20 protein-coding genes are annotated in these 20332 nt (G+C 67.7%); 6 read left to right on the forward strand and 14 right to left on the reverse strand.

Annotated elements, in window-relative coordinates; translation table 11 throughout:
* Nucleotide 1 precedes the first annotated feature (1 nt).
* Entirely contained in the window at nt 2–1714 is a 1713-nt protein-coding gene (locus ACI2KI_RS12130; RefSeq protein WP_404620406.1) for a hypothetical protein, read from the reverse strand.
* A 222-nt stretch (nt 1715–1936) separates the two neighbouring features.
* Between ACI2KI_RS12130 and ACI2KI_RS12135 the strand changes: the two genes are divergently transcribed.
* From ACI2KI_RS12135 to ACI2KI_RS12155, 5 genes are all read left to right on the forward strand, one after another.
* Nucleotides 1937–2641, forward strand: coding sequence for a response regulator transcription factor (locus ACI2KI_RS12135; protein ID WP_404620408.1), 705 nt, complete (start codon nt 1937–1939; stop codon nt 2639–2641).
* On the forward strand, nt 2610–4220 hold the full coding sequence (locus ACI2KI_RS12140) for an ATP-binding protein (RefSeq protein ID WP_292085096.1): 1611 nt from the start codon (nt 2610–2612) through the stop codon (nt 4218–4220). The genes ACI2KI_RS12135 and ACI2KI_RS12140 overlap by 32 nt, the downstream gene beginning before the upstream one ends.
* A complete protein-coding gene (locus tag ACI2KI_RS12145) occupies nt 4217–4648 on the forward strand; it encodes a serine kinase (RefSeq protein WP_312065935.1) in 432 nt (143 codons plus the stop codon). Before ACI2KI_RS12140 ends, ACI2KI_RS12145 begins: the two co-directional genes overlap by 4 nt.
* 108 nt (nt 4649–4756) lie before the next feature.
* Entirely contained in the window at nt 4757–5161 is a 405-nt protein-coding gene (locus ACI2KI_RS12150) for a PTS sugar transporter subunit IIA (protein WP_292085094.1), read from the forward strand.
* Nucleotides 5158–5451 (forward strand): HPr family phosphocarrier protein, encoded by a 294-nt coding sequence (locus ACI2KI_RS12155; protein ID WP_292085092.1) that lies wholly within the window; start codon nt 5158–5160, stop codon nt 5449–5451. Before ACI2KI_RS12150 ends, ACI2KI_RS12155 begins: the two co-directional genes overlap by 4 nt.
* Nucleotides 5452–5477: 26 nt before the next feature.
* On the opposite strand, the gene ACI2KI_RS12160 is transcribed toward ACI2KI_RS12155, so the two are convergent.
* The 13 genes from ACI2KI_RS12160 to mutM all read right to left on the reverse strand — a co-directional run bounded on the left by ACI2KI_RS12160 (nt 5478) and on the right by mutM (nt 18161).
* Nucleotides 5478–5948, reverse strand: coding sequence for a peptidase S1 (locus ACI2KI_RS12160; protein ID WP_404620411.1), 471 nt, complete (start codon nt 5946–5948; stop codon nt 5478–5480).
* 279 nt (nt 5949–6227) lie between these two features.
* Nucleotides 6228–6473, reverse strand: a complete 246-nt coding sequence (locus ACI2KI_RS12165) for a hypothetical protein (protein ID WP_404620413.1) — start codon at nt 6471–6473, stop codon at nt 6228–6230.
* Between the two features lie 252 nt (nt 6474–6725).
* Entirely contained in the window at nt 6726–9155 is a 2430-nt protein-coding gene (gene gyrB, locus ACI2KI_RS12170) for a DNA topoisomerase (ATP-hydrolyzing) subunit B (protein WP_404620415.1), read from the reverse strand.
* Nucleotides 9156–9447: 292 nt separating this feature from the next.
* A complete protein-coding gene (gene recF, locus ACI2KI_RS12175; protein ID WP_404620417.1) occupies nt 9448–10593 on the reverse strand; it encodes a DNA replication/repair protein RecF in 1146 nt (381 codons plus the stop codon).
* Between the two features lie 30 nt (nt 10594–10623).
* Complete coding sequence (locus ACI2KI_RS12180) at nt 10624–11250, reverse strand: DUF4145 domain-containing protein (protein WP_404620859.1); 627 nt, start codon at nt 11248–11250, stop codon at nt 10624–10626.
* Nucleotides 11251–11366: 116 nt separating this feature from the next.
* Entirely contained in the window at nt 11367–12485 is a 1119-nt protein-coding gene (gene dnaN, locus ACI2KI_RS12185; RefSeq protein WP_292085086.1) for a DNA polymerase III subunit beta, read from the reverse strand.
* 307 nt (nt 12486–12792) lie between these two features.
* Nucleotides 12793–14259, reverse strand: a complete 1467-nt coding sequence (gene dnaA, locus ACI2KI_RS12190; RefSeq protein ID WP_404620419.1) for a chromosomal replication initiator protein DnaA — start codon at nt 14257–14259, stop codon at nt 12793–12795.
* Nucleotides 14260–14761: 502 nt separating this feature from the next.
* Complete coding sequence (rpsT, locus tag ACI2KI_RS12195; RefSeq protein ID WP_292085084.1) at nt 14762–15031, reverse strand: 30S ribosomal protein S20; 270 nt, start codon at nt 15029–15031, stop codon at nt 14762–14764.
* Nucleotides 15032–15175: 144 nt separating this feature from the next.
* Nucleotides 15176–15961 (reverse strand): enoyl-CoA hydratase, encoded by a 786-nt coding sequence (locus tag ACI2KI_RS12200; RefSeq protein WP_404620421.1) that lies wholly within the window; start codon nt 15959–15961, stop codon nt 15176–15178.
* Between the two features lie 43 nt (nt 15962–16004).
* Complete coding sequence (locus tag ACI2KI_RS12205; RefSeq protein ID WP_292085082.1) at nt 16005–16223, reverse strand: helix-turn-helix transcriptional regulator; 219 nt, start codon at nt 16221–16223, stop codon at nt 16005–16007.
* Nucleotides 16223–16711, reverse strand: coding sequence for a hypothetical protein (locus ACI2KI_RS12210; RefSeq protein ID WP_404620423.1), 489 nt, complete (start codon nt 16709–16711; stop codon nt 16223–16225). Before ACI2KI_RS12210 ends, ACI2KI_RS12205 begins: the two co-directional genes overlap by 1 nt.
* 25 nt (nt 16712–16736) lie before the next feature.
* Nucleotides 16737–17201 carry a hypothetical protein gene (locus tag ACI2KI_RS12215; protein ID WP_404620425.1) on the reverse strand — a complete coding sequence of 155 codons (465 nt, stop codon included), beginning with the start codon at nt 17199–17201 and terminating at the stop codon, nt 16737–16739.
* 96 nt (nt 17202–17297) lie between these two features.
* Complete coding sequence (gene mutM / locus ACI2KI_RS12220) at nt 17298–18161, reverse strand: bifunctional DNA-formamidopyrimidine glycosylase/DNA-(apurinic or apyrimidinic site) lyase (protein WP_404620427.1); 864 nt, start codon at nt 18159–18161, stop codon at nt 17298–17300.
* A gap of 119 nt (nt 18162–18280) precedes the next feature.
* On the opposite strand from mutM, the gene ACI2KI_RS12225 reads away from it, so the two are divergent.
* Nucleotides 18281–20329 (forward strand): OPT family oligopeptide transporter, encoded by a 2049-nt coding sequence (locus ACI2KI_RS12225; protein ID WP_404620429.1) that lies wholly within the window; start codon nt 18281–18283, stop codon nt 20327–20329.
* Nucleotides 20330–20332 lie beyond the last annotated feature (3 nt).

Consider the following 20332-nt stretch of genomic DNA (forward strand, 5'->3'; position numbering starts at 1 on the left):
GCTAGGCGGCCAGGCCGACAGCCTTCATCAGGGGGCGCAGGGTCTGCACCGTCTCAGGCGCCGCGCCCAGGGCTGTGCGCACCTCGGGCGCGCGAAACAGCTTGATCGCCTCGGCCTTGGCCCGGTCCGCCACTGGGCCGGTCGGGCCGGTCTCGCCCGCCGCCAGCCGCAGCAGGGCCGCCAGCTTCTGCGGCGCGGGCGCCGGCGCGCGAACGATCTGGGCGGTCAGCCGGGCGTCCGCCTCGACCGATCCCCCGACCGCGCCCAGGGCGGCCGCCACCGCCTCGCAGTCGCGCTCGGACAGGGCCGCGTTGCGCACGGCGCGTTGCAGTTCCGCCAGGGCCAGCAGCTTCTGCCCCGGCGTCTGGCCCGAGGCCCGCATCTCGGTCTCGAAGCGCAGGGAGGTGACGCAGGCGTCCAGCCAGCGCGCCGCGGCCCGCTTGTTGGCCCCGCCCGTGACGTTCTCGCACAGCCGCGCCAGCCGCTCGACCTCGCACAGGATGTTGGGGCAGGTGCGCACATAGGCGGCGACGAAGTCGGCGGTGACCAGGCTCTTGGAGCGCTCGACGAAGGCGTTCTGAACCTCCTCCAGCGTCAGCAGCCGCCCCGCCGTGGCCGTCAGCGTCATGGCCAGGGCGCGCAGGATGTCGATCTCGCCCTCGGGATCGCCGGGCCGCAGACGGCGCTGGCTCATCAGTTCGCGCAGGACGGTTCGGGCCAGCGCCGCCGCCAATATGGGAAACTCGCCCGCCGCCAGGCGCTCGCCGAGACGGGCCGGGCCGCCCTCGACCGCCGGGATCAGCAACGCCAGCCGGGGGTCATGCGCCACAAGGGCCGCGATCTCGCGCGGGGCCACCATCCGCACCACCGCCGCCAGGCTGGAGCCCTGATCCAGAGCCGGACCAACGATCTGCGCCAGGCTGGCCCGCGACGTCAGCAGCTCGCACAGGATCTGCTCGACCGGCACCAGCACCAGGGCGCGGGGCTGGCCGTCGGCGGGCGCCCGGTCGCAAAGGTCCATCAGCCGGTCCAGCCGCGCCCGCGCCCCGACCAGGCCCTTCAAAGCCCCGGCGACCACCCCGCCCATGATGAAGGCGCGGTCAGGCGAGCCGTTCAGCCGGTGCGCCACATCGGCGACCGAGCGCTCGGCCAGACTGGGAAACTGCTTGCGACGGCCGGCCTGCAGCAGGCGCTCGATCGCCTGTTCGGCCAACCGCTGATAGTGACGCACCAAATCATGCACCGGCTGGCCGGTGTGCTGGCTTTCCGGCACGGCCACCTTCTGGATGGCGTGCTGCAGCTCGACGCCCGAAGCCTCCAGCCGCTCGGCCAGGTCTGGACGGTGCAGCAGCTCGAAGGCCGTCGCCCCCTGGCGATTCAGCCAGTCCTCCAGCACCCGGCCCAAAAGGTCGCGGGCGTGCGGGGCGTAGAGGTCCTGAACGCCGCGGCAGCTGGGCCCGCGGCTATCCTCGCGCACCGGGGTCTTGCGCTTCACCTCGGGCGCGCCGCGCGTCAGGACAACGACGCTGGCGAACTCCATGGTGTCGGGGTCCAGCGTCTCCTTGGTCACGCGCACTGCGCAGGCCTGGCCGTCGCGCAGCAGGTCCTCGGCCGTCTCGATCGCCGTCTTGCGGTCCTCGGTCGCCATCGACAGCGACCAGGACGCCGGCGGCGTCTTGCGGATGTAGATTTCGTAGTGAACCGGACCGGCCATGGCGTCTTTCGCGCGTATCAGCCCGTCACCCTGCGCCCGGAGGCTTTAAGGCGAGGTTTCGCCTTTTCCCCGCCAAGGTTGAAAGACAGGCTCTGGCGAACCATTTGCTGTGGCCGTAATGTCACCACGATGGAATAGAACGGTTACGCTTGTCGCGCGTTGAGCCAACAACACGCGACGGATGATCGAACGACCGCCGCCGCCCGCACTCAGGAGAAGCCTTTGGCCAACATCACTCTGGTCGACGACGACGAGAACATCGTCGCCTCCGTGTCCCTGGCCCTCGAAAGCCACGGCCACAAGGTCACGGCCTATCATGACGGCGCCTCGGGCCTTGAGGCCCTGGAGACCACGCCCCCGGATCTAGCGATCCTGGACGTGAAGATGCCGCGCATGGACGGGATGGAGGTGCTGCGTCGACTGCGCCAGACCTCGCAATTGCCGGTCATCATGCTGACGTCCAAGGACGAGGAAATCGATGAAATCCTCGGCTTCAACCTCGGCGCCGACGACTACATCCACAAGCCCTTCAGCCAGCGCCTTCTGATCGAGCGGGTCAAGGCCCTGCTGCGCCGCACCGGCGCCGACGGCGGCGAGAGCGAGACCGCGGCCGAAGCCGCCGGCAAGGCCATCAAGCGCGGCAAGCTGTCGATGGACCCGGCGCGCCACGAAAGCACCTGGGACGGCAAGCCGGTCAAGCTGACCGTCACCGAGTTCCTGCTGCTTCAGGCCCTGGCCCAGCGGCCCGGCTTCGTGAAGAGCCGCGACAGCCTGATGGACGCCGCCTACGACGATCAGGTCTATGTCGACGACCGCACCATCGACAGCCACGTCAAGCGCATGCGCAAGAAGTTCCGGGTCGTCGATCCCGAGTTCGACGCGATCGAGACCCTGTATGGCGTCGGCTACCGCTACCGCGAAAGCTGAGGCCGAGGACGGCCGGCTGCGGCGTCGATTCCGCTTCGGCGGGTCGCGCCTCGGCGGGTTCATTCTTGCGCTCAACCTGCTCAGCCTGCTGATCCTCTTCGGCGGCGCCCTGGCGCTGAACGAATGGCGGCGCGGCCTGATCGAGGCCCGCCAGGAATCCCTCTCGGTTCAAGCGGAACTGCTGGCCAATGTGTTGGGCGAGCTGGGCATCACCCGGGGCGAGCCCTATCCGGCGCTGGACCCCGGCGCGGCCGGGCTGTGGCTGCGCGACAACTTCATTCCCGAAGGACAGCGCGCGCGCCTTTATGATCAGGACGGCCTCCTGGTCTCGGACAGCTTCGCCGTGACCGACGCCATTCCGGGCGAGACCCTGCCCCCTGCCAATCCCGCCGGCACCGCCCTGGCGCCCAGCGGGCCCTCGCCGCGCGAGGAGGCCCGCCTGACCCGCGCCAACGCCGACCTGTCGGCCGAGGTCGAGCGCGCCCTGCAAGGCGCGCCCCAGGCCGACATCCGCCGCAACGAAAACGGAGACCGGGTCGTCTCCGTCTCCCTGCCCGTGCGCCATGTCCAGCAGGTGCTGGGCGTGCTGACGCTGGAAGCCGGCGACGTCGACGAAACCCTGGCCGCCCAGCGCCGCGCCCTGACTCCCTTCGCCCTGGTGGCCCTGGCGGTGAACCTGCTGTCCGCCCTGGTGCTGCACCTGTTCGTGGCGCGGCCCGTCATGCGCCTGTCGGCCGCGGCGGACCAGGTGCGCCTGCAACGCGCCCGCGCCATCTCCCTGCCCGACCTTGAGGACCGCAAGGACGAGATCGGCGACCTGGCCCGAGCTCTGGAGTCCATGACCGACACCCTGTCGACGCGCATGGACGCCATCGAACGCTTCGCCGCCGACGTCAGCCACGAGATCAAGAATCCCCTCACCTCGATCCGCTCGGCGCTGGAGACCCTGCCCCTGGTCAAGACGGACGAGCAGCGTCAGCGCCTGACCAATCTGCTGCAGCAGGACGTGCGGCGCCTGGACCGGCTGATCACCGACATCTCCAACGCCTCGCGCCTGGACGCCGAGCTGTCGCGCGACCGGCCGCGCCTGATCGACCTGAACGAGCTGCTGGGCGACATCATCGCCGTCTATGAGGGCGGCCAGAAGCCCGGCGAGGCGCGTGTGCGCTTCGCCTCAACCGCCGAGGCGGCGCGCGTTCTGGGGCGCGACATCCCCCTGGGTCAGGTGTTCCGAAACCTGATCGACAACGCCCGCTCCTTTAGCCCCGCCGACGGCGAGGTCCGCGTCCGGCTTGAGCGCGACGACAGCCGCCCGGACCTGCCCCTGCGCATCCGCGTCGAAGACGACGGGCCCGGCATCCCGCCGGAAAACCTCGAGACGGTGTTCGAGCGCTTCTACACCTCGCGGCCCAAGGGCACGGCCTTCGGCGCCAACTCGGGCCTGGGCCTGTCCATCGTGCGCCAGATCGTCGACGCCCACGGCGGCCGCGTCCACGCCGAGAACCGCACCGGCGAGAACGGCGCCGTCGTCGGCGCCCGCTTCGAAGTCCTTCTGCCCCTGGCCGGACGACGCCCATGACCGCACCCATGCAACCCCTCCACGCCACCGCCGTGGCCCGCCACACGCCTCAAGGCTGGCGCGGCGTCCTGATCCAGGGACCGTCCGGCGTCGGCAAGAGCGATCTGGCCCTGCGGCTGATCGGTCACGGCTGGCGGCTGATCGCCGACGACTGGACCCATGTCTGGGCCTCGGACAGCGCCCTCTACGCCGCCGCCCCGGCGGCGATCGCCGGCCGGATCGAGGTGCGCGGCCTGGGCATCCTCGGCGCCCGGGCCCATCCGCTGGCCCGCATCGTTCTGGCCGTTCAGGGCGCCCATGAGGCGATCGAGCGCCTGCCAGAGCCCGCCTTCTGGACCTGGGAGGGCGTGACGATTCCGCGCCTGCGGCTCGACCCGCGCCCCGCCTCGGCGGGTCAGGTGGTCGCAACCGCGCTGGCCGCTCTTTGAACCGGCGCGCGATTGGCCTATGAAGGCCGGCTTGCAGATCAGTCCGGGCGCCCCAGGGGCGTTCGCTGAGAGCAGAAGCGCGGGGCGTATTGTCTTGGTGAAGCCTTCATGATCGGGCTGGTGATCGTCACCCACGGGGGCCTGGCCTCCGAATTCCTGGCGGCGATGGAGCACGTGGTCGGCCCGCAACGGGGCGTGGCCGCGATCTGCATCGGCCCCGAAGACGACATGGAGCGGCGCCGCCGCGACATCGTCGACGCCGCCGCGGCCGTCAACGACGGCGACGGCGTCATCCTGCTGACCGACATGTTCGGCGGCACGCCCTCCAACCTGGCCATTTCGGTGATGGAGCAGACCCATGCCGAGGTCATCGCCGGGCTGAACCTGCCCATGCTGATCAAGCTGGCCAGCGTGCGCGGGCGCGAGGACCTTGAGACCTGCGTCGCCCATGCGCAGGACGCCGGGCGCAAATACATCTCGGTGGCGTCCTGGGTCCTGGCGGGGGAAAAATGAGCGACGCTTCCACCTCGGGTCCCATGCAGGTCACCGTCGGCATCTGCAATCAGCGCGGCCTGCACGCCCGCGCCTCGGCCAAGTTCGTCAAGCTGGCCTCCAGCTTCGAATCCGAAATCCGCGTCACCCGCGACGGCGTCACCGTGGACGCCCGCTCGATCATGGGCCTGCTGATGCTGGGCGCCGGCATTGGCTGCGGCGTCGAGATCGAGGCCGAGGGCGTCGACGCGGCTGAAGCCCTCGAGGCCCTCAGCGACCTGGTCGCCCGCAAGTTCGACGAGGACCAGTAGGCCCTCGCCGCTTCACCTCGGCCTGCTCAGGGCGTCTCGGTGATCAGCAGGGTGGCGTTGGCCGTGCCGCCGCCGAAGGTGCCGATCCAGACATCGTAGGCGCCGCTGCGCGGCTTGTCGAAGCGCACCTGGGCGTCGCCGTCGCCATAGCTGTCGTCGTCGCACGACCAACTGCCGTCCGGCCCATTGATGATCAGGGTCGTGTCCACCGAGGACAGGGTGCGGAACACCAAAGGCAGGCGACCGGCCTCGTAGGTCACCTCGAAATCGGGAGCGTCAGCGACATTGCCGACGCAGGCCGCCGGCAGGGGCGTGTCCTTGTAGGCGTCGATCGCGCCGCCCGCCGTCACCGACACCCGATAGGGATCCGGCGTGAAACCGGCCCGCAGGACGATCTCGCCATAGGTGGCCGTCTTGCTGGAATCCTGCGCCACGGCACCCGGCGAAGCCGATACAAGCGCCAGCGCCGCCGCGCCCGCGAACACCATGTTTCTCATCAGCCTCTCCCGCCCCAGCCCGGGGCATTCATCGAACCCCGTTAGGGATGCGCCGCACCCCGCTGTGCGTCAAGACGCCGCAAACACAACACGAAAAAGTCACAATTTAGCCACGATGAGCTTACGCTGGCAGCGCCGCCCCGATGCAAAAACGGGCCGCCCCGAAAGGGACGACCCGTCAAGCCGATCCGAATGAACCCGTCGTCAGTGGTCCGAGTCATAAATGGTGCGAATGCTCTCACTGAAATGACTCGGCTTGGGGACGAAGTGACGGACAGGTCAGTCAGTCAGATCCTTTTTTCCAGACTGCTTCTTCTTGGCATACGCGGCCATGACGCCACCCAGGATAGCCGTAAAGGAGCCCATGAAAACGACGCCTAGCGCAATCCATAGTCCCTTGTCATTTGCTTCCTCAGCGGCCGCCAGCGCAGGCGTAGCAATCGCGGTCAACGCGAGCACAGGAAGGCAATTTAACAATCTCACAAGTGGGTCCCCCAAAGCGATCAGGAGACGCTTCTCCTGCACGGCGCTACTTTATGCGCTGCGACGCCGTTGCAAAAGGAGACTTCTCACCATAGCGCGGCTTGCAACGCGCGGACCGCGAGCGTTTCTCTGAAGGCGAGTTTCAGACGGACTGCCAATGACTGGTCTTGGCGCTTGTGAGCCTCTGAGGGCACAGACCTTCAATCGCGCTTCGGGACTGCTTTGACGCAGGAAGGCCAGCATAGGCTGGCCTTCGGTTGTGGCTCAGTTCTCATTAATTGAGACCCGGACCAGTCAGACGTCGACGGCGGCGTCCAGGGCGTTGTCCTGGATGAACTCGCGGCGGGGTTCGACCACGTCGCCCATCAGCTTGGCGAACAGGTCGTCGGCGTCGTCGCCGTGCTCGACCTTGACCTGCAGCAGGGTGCGGGCGTTGACGTCGAGCGTCGTCTCCCACAGCTGCTCGGGGTTCATCTCGCCCAGACCCTTGTAGCGCTGGATGGCCATGCCCTTCTTGCCGGCGTCCAGCACGGCGTTCAGCAGGTCCAGGGGCCCGCGGATCGTCGTGGTCTTGTCCTTGCGGCGATAGACGGCGGGCTGGTCGAACAGGCCCTCGAAGGTCGCGGCGCGTTCGGCCAGACGACGGGCGTCCAGCGAGCGGCCCAGTTGCTCGTCCAGGACGATGGTCTCGCTGACGGCGCGACGGACGCGACTGAACACCACCCCGCCCTGTTCGGCGCGATCGCCCGACCACGGGCCGTCGCCTTCTTCGGCATAGAGGTTCAGACGCGTCGCGGCGTTGGCGGCGCGCGTCTCCAGTTCGCCGGCGCTCTCGGTGAACAGGCCGGCCAGGGCGCCCTGCTCGATGGCGAAGGCGGGCGCGCGGGCGGCCAGACGATCGACCAGGGCCTTGAAGGCCTTGGCCTCGCGCACCAGGGCCTGCAGGTCCAGACCCATGCGGCGCTCGCCGGTCGACAGGTCCAGCTCGGCGTCGGCGCAGCCTTCCTCGATCAGGTAGGCGTCCATCTCCGCCTGGTCCTTGACGTAGCGGTGCTGCTTGCCCTTGGAGACCTTATAGAGCGGCGGCTGGGCGATGTAGACGTGGCCGCGTTCGATCAGCTCCGGCATCTGACGATAGAAGAAGGTCAGCAGCAGGGTGCGGATGTGGGCGCCGTCGACGTCGGCGTCGGCCATCAGGATGATCTTGTGATAGCGCAGCTTGTCGGCGTTGAAGTCGTCGCGGCCGATGCCGGTGCCCAGCGCCAGGATCAGGGTGCCGATCAGATCCGACGACAGCATCCGGTCGAAGCGCGCGCGCTCGACGTTCAGGATCTTGCCGCGCAGGGGCAGGACAGCCTGGTTCTCGCGGTTGCGGGCCTGCTTGGCCGAGCCGCCTGCGGAATCGCCCTCGACGATGAAGAGTTCGGACTTGGCCGGATCGCGTTCCTGACAGTCGGCCAGCTTGCCGGGCAGGCTGCTGATTTCCAGCGCCGACTTGCGACGGGTCAGGTCGCGCGCCTTGCGGGCGGCTTCGCGGGCCGAGGCGGCCTCGATGATCTTGGACACGATCATCTTGGCTTCGACCGGGTGTTCCTCGAACCAGGTCGACAGGCCTTCCGAGCACAGGCTCTCGACCGCCGGACGCACCTCGGACGAAACCAGCTTGTCCTTGGTCTGCGAGCTGAACTTGGGATCCGGCACCTTGACCGACAGGACGCAGGTCAGGCCTTCACGGGCGTCCTCGCCGGTCGGGGCGACCTTCTCCTTCTTGGCCAGGCCCGAGCTCTCGATATAGCTGCCCATGACGCGGGTCAGGCTGGCGCGGAAGGCCGACAGGTGGGTGCCCCCATCCCGCTGCGGGATGTTGTTGGTGAAGCACAGCATGGTCTCGTGGTAGCTGTCGTTCCACCACAGGGCCAGGTCCAGCTCGATGCCGTCCTTCTGGCCGCGAATGACGATGACGTCCTTCAGGATCGGGGTCTTGGACTTGTCGAGGTGGCGCACGAAGGCTTCGACGCCGCCCTCATAGTGCAGCATGATCTCGACCGGCTCGGCGCCGCGATGATCCGACAGCTTGATGACCACGCCCGAGTTCAGGAAGGCCAGCTCGCGCAGGCGGTGCTCCAGCGTCTTCAGGTCGAAGTCGATGTGGCTGAAGGTGGTGACCGACGGATAGAAGGTGACCTCGGTGCCGGTCAGCAGACGGCCCTTGTCCTCGCGCATCGGCGCGTCGCCGATGACCGCCAGCGCGCGCACGGTCTCGCCGCGCTCGAAGCGGACGCTGTGCTTCTTGCCCTCGCGATAGATGACCAGCTCCAGCCAGTCGGACAGGGCGTTGACCACGGAGACGCCCACGCCGTGCAGACCGCCGGACACCTTGTAGGAGTTCTGGTCGAACTTACCGCCGGCGTGCAGCTGGGTCATGATGACCTCGGCAGCGGAAACGCCTTCCTCGGCGTGAATGGCGGTCGGGATGCCCCGCCCGTTGTCGGTCACGGTGACCGAGCCGTCCTCGTTCAGGGTGACCGTCACCAGATCGGCGTGGCCGGCCAGGGCCTCGTCGATGGCGTTGTCGACCACCTCATAGACCATGTGGTGCAGGCCGGAGCCGTCGTCGGTGTCGCCGATATACATGCCGGGGCGCTTGCGCACCGCGTCCAGGCCTTTGAGAACCTTGATGGAATCGGCGCCGTATTCCGGCGAAGTCTCGGTCTGGTCGGTCATGAAAACGTCGGCTCAGGGTCCGCGGACGGACAGGGAAAAGACGGCCATCCGGCCATCCGCGTCAGGTCGCAATTCACCACGCCCCGACGCCGATAACATATAGGAAATTTGACGGGAAAAGCGAGCCTTTAGCCCCCCTCTCCCTCCCCTTCATGGGGAGGGTGGTCGCGCAGCGACCGGGTGGGGAGGGCGTGGCTCATTGTGCGCAGCACCCGAACGACCAAAGCGCCCCCACCCGACCTCGGCTGCGCCTCGGCCACCCTCCCCATGAAGGGGAGGGAGAAGACGCGCCTCAGCCCGCCAGCAGCGCCCCGCCCTCCACCGAAACGAACTGCGCCCGCCCCTCCAGCGCGGCGAACAGGCTGCGCTCGGTGCCGGTCATGAAGGGCTGCAGTTGCAAGGCCTCGATCTCGTCGAACAGGGCGGCGCGACGGGCCTCGTCGAGATGGGCCGGAGCCTCGTCCAGCAGCAGGACAGGTTGTGCTCGCTGACCCGCCAGCCGCCCCACCTGGGCCAGGATCAGGTTCAGCACCAGGGCCTTCTGCTCGCCCGACGACCCCTCGGCGGCCGGCCGGTTCTTCTCGCGATGAAGCGCCGTCAGGTCCGAGCGGTGCGGCCCGAACAGCGAGCGCCCGGCGGCGGCGTCGCGCCCCCGCGCCCGCATGAAGCCCTCGCCCAGCATGGCCAGGATGTCCGCCTCGTCCGCCCCCGTCGCCGCCATTTCTTCCGCCGGGCCGGTCAGGCCCAGGTCGGCCTGGGGGAAGGGCCGGTCGTCGCGGGCGTCGATGCCCGCCTGCAGCGCCGCCAGCGCCCGCGTCCGCGCCACCGCCGCCCGCGCCCCGACCTCGGACAGCCGCGCCTCCAGGGCGTCCAGCCACAAGGGATCGGCGGGCCGCCCTCCCTCAGAAGAATGGGCCGCCCCGTCGGTCAGCAGCTTCAACCGCTCGCGCAGGGCCTTTTCATAGGTCGAGACCGTGGCCGCATGGTCGGGATCAGCGGCGAAGACCAGCCGGTCGAAGAAGCGCAGCCGCCCCGCCCGCGCGTCGGAAAACAGCCGGTCCTGCTCGGGTGTGGCCCAGACAGGGCGCAGGTGATCCAGAAGCCGTCCCGGCGGGGCCGTCTCGCCGTCGATGCGGACGATGCGCCGCGCCGCGCCCGGCGTCTGCACCCCCGTGCCCAGACGCACCTCTTCGCCGTCTTCATCCAACGTCACCATGACGGCCCAGGCCCGGCCCACGGCCTCGCCCGGCTCGCGACGTCCCATCTCCTGCGCCGTCGCCCCGCGCAGCCCCTTGCCGGGGGTCAGCAGGCTGATCGCCTCCAGCAGATTGGTCTTGCCCGCCCCGTTCGGCCCATGCAGCACCACGGCACCGCCGGAAACCGGCAGGCTGGCGCTCGCATAGGAACGGAAGTCGGTGAGGGCGAGGGAGGTGATCATCGGCGCGTTACTTAAACGCGCTCCAATCTATCACGACCCTGTTTCCGAGGCTTTGGCAAAAGCCTTTTCAGCCGCAATCAACCTAACTCGCGCAAGCTTCTCTTGTCTTGAATGGCGCGCAACATACCACTCTTCAAAGAGAAGCTCGATCAACTCGATCAGCGCTTGAGCCTCACCAGGCTCGACCGGAACGATTACGTCTATGTCCTTTTCCATATGGGCACCGATATTGCCAATGGAGCGGACATGATCGATCGCTTCTACGGTCTCAGCGGTGACACCAGGAGGAGCCGTGCCAGCTTCGACCACTTTGTTGAGCGCCTCGATCTCCTTGAGAAGAGTCGGCTTAGCGATGCCGCAAAAATCACGGATCATCCCCTGCAGGCACCTGCGAGCTAGCGTCGCAGATGCCTTTGGACTCAAATCTCTAATCCGACAGGCTTCTACGTAGTCCTCCACAAGCGGGGCGGGTACGATGGCTGGCTGAGGCTTTTCGTTGGACCGTGGTCGAAGGGACCAACGGTCCAACTCTACCTCCGGATTGAATCTAGGATTGCCAGCGAGATAGGTGACGGTACCGGCGATCAGCGCTCCACTCAGCTCCAACTCGCCACAATCAACGTTGGCGCAAGATGTCGCGGAGATGGAAAGCAACATCTTGTCATGGCGACTAAATGCCGGGCGTATACTCAAGTTGCCCGAAAAGCTTTGCTTCTCTGTAACCACCTGCGCGTGTCCGCAAAAAGGACAAACCCAATTTTGAGACACCCCGCTTACACCCGCAGCGGCATCAGCACGTACTGCACGCCCACGTCGGCCGGATCGAGCACCAGGGTCGGCGACGCCGGGTCCGCGAATTTGAAGTGGGCGGTCTCGCCGGTGATCTGGCCGGCGACGTCCAGCAGATAGCGGGCGTTGAAGCCGATTTCGAAGGGCTCTTCGGAATAGCCGATCTCGACCTCTTCCTCGGCCTGACCGGCTTCCATGTTGCGGACGGTCAGCTTCACCCGGTCGTTGTCGAAGGCCAGCTTCACCGAGCGGCTCTTCTCGGCCGAGATGGTGGCCACACGGTCGACGGCCTTGGCGAACAGGGCGTTGTCGATGTCGGCCTGCTTGTCGTTGCCCTTGGGAATGACGCGCAGATAGTCGGGGAAGGCGCCGTCGATGACCTTCGAGGTCAGGCTGGCGTGGCCGAACTCGAAGCGGATCTTCTGGGCCGAGACCTGGATCTCGACGGAACCGGCGCCGTCGTCCAGCAGGCGACGGACCTGATCGACCGTCTTGCGCGGCACGATGACGCCTGGGCCGCCCGCCGCGCCTTCCGGCGCCGGGGTCTCGGCCAGGGCCAGGCGATGGCCGTCGGTGGCCACGGCGCGCAGCAGGGGAATGCCGCCGTCCGACACCGTGTGCAGATAGAGGCCGTTCAGATAATAGCGCGTCTCTTCGGTCGAGACGGCGAAACGGGTCTTGTCGATCAGACGCGCCAGATCTTCCTTGGGCAGGCTGTAGCGCGCGCCCGAGGTTTCCGTGGACATGACCGGGAAGTCGCCCGCCGGCAGGACCGGCAGATTGAAGCGCGAACGTCCGGCCGAGATCACCAGACGCGGATCATCGCCCGAGTAGGTCAGAGAGACCTCGGCGCCGTCCGGCAGCTTCTTGACGATTTCATACAGGGTGTGAGCCGGGGCCGTGATCTGGCCCTCGACGTTCACCTGGGCCTCGGCCTCGTCCACCATCTCCATGTCGAGGTCGGTGGCGGCGAAGGACAGGCGGTCGCGCCCGGCGCTCAGCAGCACGTTCGACAGGATCGGAATGGTGTTGCGGCGCTCGACCACGCTCTGAACGTGCCCGAGGGCTTTCAGGAGCGCGGAACGTTCGATGGTCAGCTGCATGTGGTCTCGCCCGGGCCGCGACGCCGTTTGCAGCGTCGCCGTAAGGATGGGCTGGAACACTAGCGCATTGAGCGAAAGGGGCAACGGGGGCCTGACATCCTGCGACGTCTGCCCCCGCTATCCACAGGCCTGATCCCCAAACCGCTCATCCCGGCGAAGGCCGGGATCCAGATGCAGACGCCGCGGTTCAGTTCGAGCCAAGCGACGCTCAATGCCGAAACGGCGTAGCCCTACAATCTGGGCCCCGGCCTTCGCCGGGGTGAGCGGAAGAAGGAATTAACCGCGCAGCTTGCGGGGCACTTCCCTTTTATCCGCGCAGCTTGCGCGTCAGGGCTTCCACGTCGCGGGCGATCTGCTCTTCCTTGGGCATCAGCTCCTCGATCTTGCGCACGCCGTGCAGGACGGTCGTGTGATCGCGTCCGCCGAAGCGACGGCCGATGTCGGGATAGGAGCGGGTCGTGTGCTGCTTGCACAGATACATGGCGATCTGGCGCGGGCGGGCGATGGCGCGCGTGCGGCGCTCGCTCAGCAGATCAGCCTGCTTCAGGTTGAAGTGGTCGGCGACCGTCTTCTGGATTTCGTCCACCGTAATGCGGCGCTCGGGCCCGCCGCGCAGGGCGACGCCCAGCAGGCTCTGGGCCTCGTCGACCGTCAGGGCCGACAGGCGGGCGCCGGCGACGGCGGCCAGGGTGTTCACCGCGCCTTCAAGCTCGCGCATCGAGCCGGGGGTGCGGTCCACCAGATGTTCAAGAACATCGGCGCGGGCCTCGCCCGAGACGACGCCCAGCTTGGCGAGGGCGCTGAGACGCGACTGGGCCACGGCGACCTTCAGGCTGCGATCGGCGGCCTCGACCGGGCAGGTCAGGCCGGCGGCCAGGTGGCTGCGCAGACGCGGCTCGACGTCGGTCAGGGCGGTCGGGGCGCGGTCGGCCGACAGGACGATGCGTTTGCCGTCCTCGATCAGCGAGGTCAGGGTGTTGAGCAGTTCCTCTTGCGTCGAGGTCTTGCCGCCGACGAACTGGACGTCGTCCAGCAGCAGCATGTCGGCCGAGCGCAGGCTTTCCTTGAAGGCCGCGGTCGAGCGGTCCTGCATGGCGCGCACGAAGGTCGACAAGAAGCGCTCGGCGGTCAGATAGACCACCTTGGCGTCGGGGCGCAGGCGCTGCGCCTCCCAGGCGATGGCGTTCAGCAGATGGGTCTTGCCGTAGCCGTAGGGGCCGCAGAAGAAGACCGGGTTGAAGTGGCCGTCGGCCCAGCTGGCGACCTGCCTGGCGATGGCCAGCGCAAAGGCGTTGCCCTGGCCCTCGACGAAGCTGTCGAACGTCAGGCGCTCTTGCAGACCGGCGGCGCGCACGGCGCGAGCGCCGTCGGTCGAGGGCGCGAAGGCGGAGGCGGCCATGGCCGAAGCCGCGACCGAAGGGGCGACCACGCCGCCGACCGAAGCCAGGCGCGGGGCCTCGCCGGCGGGGAAGGCGGTCGCCGGGGCGGGCGAACCCACCTCGGCGCGGCATCGCACGTCCAGACGGCGCGACAGGCCGTCCAGGCCCAGCCACAGCTCGTTCATGCGACGCAGGGCGTTCTTGCGCACCCAGTCCCGCGCATAGGCGGTCGGCGTCACCAGGATCAGATTGCCCGAAGCGTCCAGCCTCACGGCCGAGGGCGCGATGTAGCTGCTGAAGGGCCCATCGCCGATCTCGGCCTTCAGGCGACCCGCCGCCTCGGTCCAGATACGGTCAGGATCCGTCATGCCCGTCATTAGTGCGCCCCCGATCATTCTCAGACACCCGCCAGAGTTAAGTTAGTCCACCGAACGAACGCCCTTCGAAGCAGCCAAATCCGGGACGACTTCTCCTGTCCCGCGAAGCCAGGCTTCGCGAGTGGGGTCGTACTCACAGACAGACATCTCCCGCCGAGGGAAACCTTTGATTTCCCTCGCCTTCATCCAGATTGGATGGAAGTGCGTTACCCCTCGAACTTACGCACAGCGGAGCGGAGATCAACGCTGATTCGAGTCGAGATTCGCACTTAAATTGTTTGACTCCGGCAAACCTCGGCCACGCTTGGGAAAATGGCGATTTCGCCCCATTTCCGAACGTCGGATTCTGCCGGATTCCATCGGGCACTTAGCGCCGCACAGCAAGACGGCGAGGGAGCTTGCGCTTCCTCGCCGTTGAAATCGTTAGATTTTCTTGCGACAACCCTGTTACGGGTGGTCCGGACCCATCAAATGACGCCGTTTGACAAAGGCGTGAAAGCCCGTCCCGACGCCACCTAAATCAGGCGGCCGACAGCTTCTTCAGCTGGGCGGCCAGGCGCGAAACCTTGCGCGAGCCGGTGTTCTTGTGAACCACGCCCTTCGACACGGCGCGCATCAGTTCCGACTGGGCCGTGATGAAGGCGCCCTTGGCGGCTTCGACGTCGCCGCCGGCCAGAGCTTCCTGGAACTTGCGGAGGTAGGTGCGAACGCGCGTACGGCGGGCCTTGTTCACTTCGGTCCGCGCTTCGATCTTGCGGATCGCCTTGCGGGCGCCTGCATTGTTGGCCATCGGGTAAAAACCTTCGAACGAAAACGCCGCGAACCCACGTCCACGGCGAGGAAATCTCAAGAGCGGGCGGCTATAGCGGAAAGGCTCCGGCCGGTCAACGCGACACGGCCGGAATTGAATCAGGGCCTGGGTTTGAGGCTGGGCTCAACGGCCGGTGAAGGCGGGTTTGCGCTTCTCGACGAAGGCCGCCATCCCCTCCTTCTGGTCCTCGAAGGCGAACAGGGAGTGGAACAGGCGGCGCTCGAACACCACCCCTTGCGCCAGGGTCGTCTCGAAGGCGGCGTTGACCAGCTCCTTGTTGGCCATGACGGCCAGGATCGACTGGCCGGCGATCTTGGCCGCCGCCGCCCGCGCCTCGTCCAGCAGGACGTCGGACGCCACCACGCGCGAGACCAGTCCGGCGCGTTCAGCCTCGGCGGCGTCCATCATCCGGCCGGTCAGGCACATGTCCATGGCCTTGGCCTTGCCCACAGCGCGGGTCAGGCGCTGCGAGCCGCCGATGCCCGGCGCCACGCCCAGATTGATCTCGGGCTGGCCGAACTTGGCCGTCTCCGAGGCGATGATGAAGTCGCACAGCATGGCCAGTTCGCAGCCGCCGCCGAGCGCATAGCCCGACACCGCCGCGATGATCGGCTTCCTGAACCCTGACACCCTGTCATGGGCGCGGGCGAAGAAGTTGCCGCGATACATGTCGGCATAGGCCTGATCCGCCATCTCCTTGATGTCGGCGCCGGCCGCAAAGGCCTTCACCGAGCCGGTCAGGACCACGCAGCGCACGCTGTCGTCGTCGGCCACGCTCTCGAGGAAGTCGCCCAGCTCGCCGGTCAGGGTGGTGTTCAGCGCGTTCAGCGCCTCGGGCCGGTTCAAGGTGACGACCGCATAGCCGTCGGCGTGGCGTTCGATCAGCAGGGTGGAATAGGCGTCGGCCATCAGGCGCTCCTCACTATATCTGTTCGGGAGGAGGTCTAGCGCCTCAGCCCTCCCACTGGAACACCTCGCCGATCTCGACGCCGAAGACCTGGGCGATGCGGAAGGCGGCCTCAAGGCTGGGCGAGTACTTGCCCTGCTCCATGGCCACGATGGTCTGACGCGTCATGCCGATGCGCGCGGCCAGATCGGCCTGGGTCATCTCGCTGGCGTGAAAGCGCAGCTCGCGGATGCGGTTCTTTATAGGCGGCGGCGTCTTGCCCATCACCGCCCCCGCTTCAGCAGGGCCAGGGACAGGGCCCAGCGCGCCAGTTCCGACAGCATGATGCAGCCCAGCACCGCATTGGCGACCAGCACCAGACCGTTGCCGGGGATCATCCACCGCGCCAGCCGCTCAGGCTTCACGCTCCCCCAGAAGCCGACGCCGTAGGCGACCGCCGAGACCGTCACCAGCAAACCGATCAGCAGCATCAGCGAGACATGGCTGGCCTGCAGCGTCGCCAGCCCTTCGCGCTCGTCGCGCGCCCGGCGCTCGGCCCTGGACGTGGTCAGCATGGCCAGGCCCGTCAACCCGGCCTCCAGCACCACCACGGCAACCAGGCCCAGGACGAACAGCCCGCCCATGTCGGCGGCGAAGTCGGCCTGCTTCAGCCCACCGGCCAGCACCCGTTCAAAAAACTTCCAGCCATAGGCGCCCCAGACCGCCAGCCCGGCGATGATGGCGACCCCCAGATGCTTCTCGCGAAAGCTCATGTCGCGCTCCTTATCCGTCGCGGCCTCAGCCGACCCGGCGCAGCAGGGTGATCAGGGTCGCGTGGCGCACCACCTCCGACAGGGCCAGGGCGAAGATCACCCCGTTGGCCGCCAGCAGCATGGCCGCCGCAAGGGGCTCCGCCCCCAACAGATCGGGATGCTTGCGCGCATAGACATAGGCGAAGGCCGCCAGACCGCCGAGCACGGCGCTCATCGTCAGAAACGCCGCCTGACTAGCCTTCAGGGCCACGCCCTGCTCGCGCTCATCGACCACGGACCGCTCCGCCTTCGAGCTGCTGACCGCCGCCAGAATGCAAAAGCCCACATGGGCCGCCACGCTGAAGCCGATGCAGACCCCCATGGTCCACAGCACCAGATCCTGCGTCAGCAGGCCGTCGGCCGCCCTCAGCCCCAGCCGCACAAAATAGAAGCTCCACACGGCCGAGGTGGTCAGCAGCACGCCCCACGACAGTTTTTCCCTGAACGACATTGCGCCCTCTCCTTGATCCCAAGCGATGAGGCGATGTCGCACGATGCAGACATAATGTCTATTATTTTTTACATTACGTCGGATTTTTCAGACACGTCACCGCTTCTGGCAGACCGGACAGAAGAAGGTCGACCGCCCGCCCTGGACCACGCGCGCCACCACGCCGGAACAGCCCTCGGTCCGGCACGGCGCGCCCTCGCGGCCATAGACATCGAAGCGATGCTGGAAATAGCCCTGCCCGCCCTCGACATTGGCGAAGTCCTTCAAGGTCGAGCCGCCGGCCGTGATGGCGTCGGCCAGCACCTGACGCACCTCGGTCGCCAGCCGCTCCAGCCGGGGCCGACTGACCTTGCCCGCCGCCGTCAGCGGCGAGATGCGCGCCCGGTACAGGGCCTCGCAGACATAGATATTGCCCAGCCCCGCCACGATCCTCTGATCCAGCAGCGAGACCTTGATGTTCTGCGCCTTGCCCGCGAAGGCCTCGGCCAGATGCGCGGCCGAAAAGGCGTTGCCCAGAGGCTCCGGACCCAGACCCGCGAACCAGGCGTGCCCCTCGACCGTCTCGGTCGGAATCAGGCCCATGAAGCCGAAGCGCCGCGCGTCGGCGTAGCCCAGCCGGGTCAGCACCCCGGCCCGCTCCGCCGTCAGACTCATATGCTCGTGCTTGCCCGCCACCGGCGCGTCCGTCTCGAACACGCCCGGCGCCACGCCCTCCAGGGTGAAACGCCCGGTCATGCCCAGATGCGTCACCCAGGTCTCGCCGGACGACAGAGGAAACAGCAGATACTTGGCCCGCCGATCCAGCCGCAGCACCGTCGCCCCGTCCAGCCGCTCAACGAAGCGCTCGGGAAAGGGAAAGCGCAGGTCCGGCCGGTTCTGACGCGTCATGGTCAACCGCGCCCCCTCCAGCACTGGCTCCAGACCACGCCGCACGGTTTCGACTTCAGGCAATTCAGGCATGGCGGAAGAGGTAGAGCCTGACGCCACACAAGAGAAGAGGCCGACCCCAAGCCCCGCGACCCGTTGTCACGGCCGCGCTTTCGGGCTTACCTCCGGCGCGACAACGGAAAGAACCCCGCATGACAGACAGACCCGCCGGAACCGGCAAACGCATCGAACTGACCATCCGCGCCCTGATCCTGGGCTGTTTGCTGGCGGCGGTCTTCACGGCGGCCAACACCTATCTGGGCCTGAAGGTCGGCTTGACCTTCGCCTCGGCCATCCCGGCGGCGGTCATCTCCATGGCCCTGCTGCGCGCCTTCAAGGGTTCGACCATCTGGGAGAACATGACGGTGCAGACCGTCGCCTCGGTCGGCGGCGCCATGAGCTCCATCATCTTCGTTCTGCCCGGTCTGGTCATGATCGGCTGGTGGATGAACTTCCCCTTCTGGGAGTCGGTGGCCATCTGCGTGCTCGGCGGCGTCCTGGGCGTGACCTTCTCCATTCCGCTGCGCCGGACGCTGGTGGTTCAGGGCGGCCTGCCCTACCCCGAGGGCGTCGCCGCCGCCGAGGTGCTCAAGGTCGGCTCGCCCGGCGCCGATGAATCAGCCGAGGCCGTGCGCGAAAACCGTTCGGGCCTGTTCGTGGTGATCGGCAGCGCCATCGCCTCGGCCTTCTTCGCCTTCCTGGCCTCGGCCCGCGTCTTCGCCGCCGAAACCACCGCCTTCGCGCGCCTGCCTGCGGCTCTGGGCGGCGGCGCGACCGGCGTAGGCTTCTCCATGCAGTTCGCTCTTCTGGGCGCCGGTCACCTGATCGGTCTGGCCGTCGGCCTGACCCAGCTGTTCGGCCTGGTCCTGGCCTGGCTGATCTTCGTCCCCGTCCTGACCTCACCCGAGTTCGTGGCCTGGGCCGCCGCCCACGGCGTGCCCTCGATCGCCGCCGGCCTGCCCGCCGGCGCCCCGGCCGAGGAACTGGCCATGACCGTCTGGGCCAAGGAAGTCCGCTTCATCGGCGCCGGCGTCATCGGCGTGGCCGCCCTGTGGACCCTGGCCAAGCTGGCCGCCCCCCTGGTCGCCGGCCTGACCTCGGCCATCGCCGCCCAGACCAAGCGCGCCCACGGCGAGGTTCTGGACCGCACCGAGCAGGACATCCCGATCAAGATCGTCGGCCTGCTGTCGGTCGCCGCCCTGGTCGGCATCGCCGTCCTGCTGGCCGTCTTCGCCCAGGGCACCGCCCTGGCCGGTTCGACACCCCTGCTGGTCGTCGGCGGCCTGATCTATGTCGTGGTCATCGGCTTCGCCGTGGCCGCCATCTGCGGCTATATGGCCGGCCTGATCGGCTCGTCGAACAGCCCCGTCTCCGGCGTCGGCATCCTGGCCATCATCATCGCCTCCCTGCTGATGCTGGGGGTCATGGCCGTGGCCGGCGTGCCCGCCGATCCCTCGATCATCGCCTTCGCCCTGATCGTCACGGCCGTGGTTTTCGCCGTGGCCGTCATCTCCAACGACAACCTGCAGGACCTCAAGACCGGCCAGCTGGTCGAGGCCACCCCCTGGCGTCAGCAGACGGCCCTGCTGGTCGGCGTCGTCGCCGGCGCCCTGGTCATCCCCTTCGTCCTGGACATGATGAACCAGGCCTTCGGCTTCGAGGGCGGACCGCCCGCCATCGTCGAGGGCTCGCAGACCCTGGCCGCCCCGCAGGCCACCCTGATCTCGGCCCTGGCCAAGGGCGTCATCAGCGGCGAGCTGCGCTGGGACCTGATCGGCATCGGCGCCGTCGTCGGCGTTCTGGTCATCATCCTCGACGTCGTCCTGCGCGGCGCCACCAAGGACAAGGTCAAGCTGCCGCCTCTGGCCGCGGGCATCGGCGTCTATCTGCCGGCCGCCGTCACCACCATGCTGGTCGTCGGGGCCGTCTGCGGCTGGGCCTATGAAAAGTGGATCGCCACGACCCGCTTCGCCGACGTGGGCCGCCGCATGGGCGTCCTGCTGGCCTCGGGCCTGATCGTGGGCGAGAGCCTGTTTGGCGTCTTCACCGCCGCCGTCATCGTCAGCACCCGGAACGAAGCGCCCTTCGCCCTTCTGCCCAAGGATACGATGTGGCCCGCCATGTGGGCCGGTCTGGTCGCCTTCGCGGTCCTGACCTTCGCCCTCTACGCCTGGATCCGCAGCCGCTCGGCCAAGGTCTAAAAC

It is taken from the genome of Brevundimonas sp. NPDC046655, assembly GCF_044901625.1.
Classification (GTDB): domain Bacteria; phylum Pseudomonadota; class Alphaproteobacteria; order Caulobacterales; family Caulobacteraceae; genus Brevundimonas.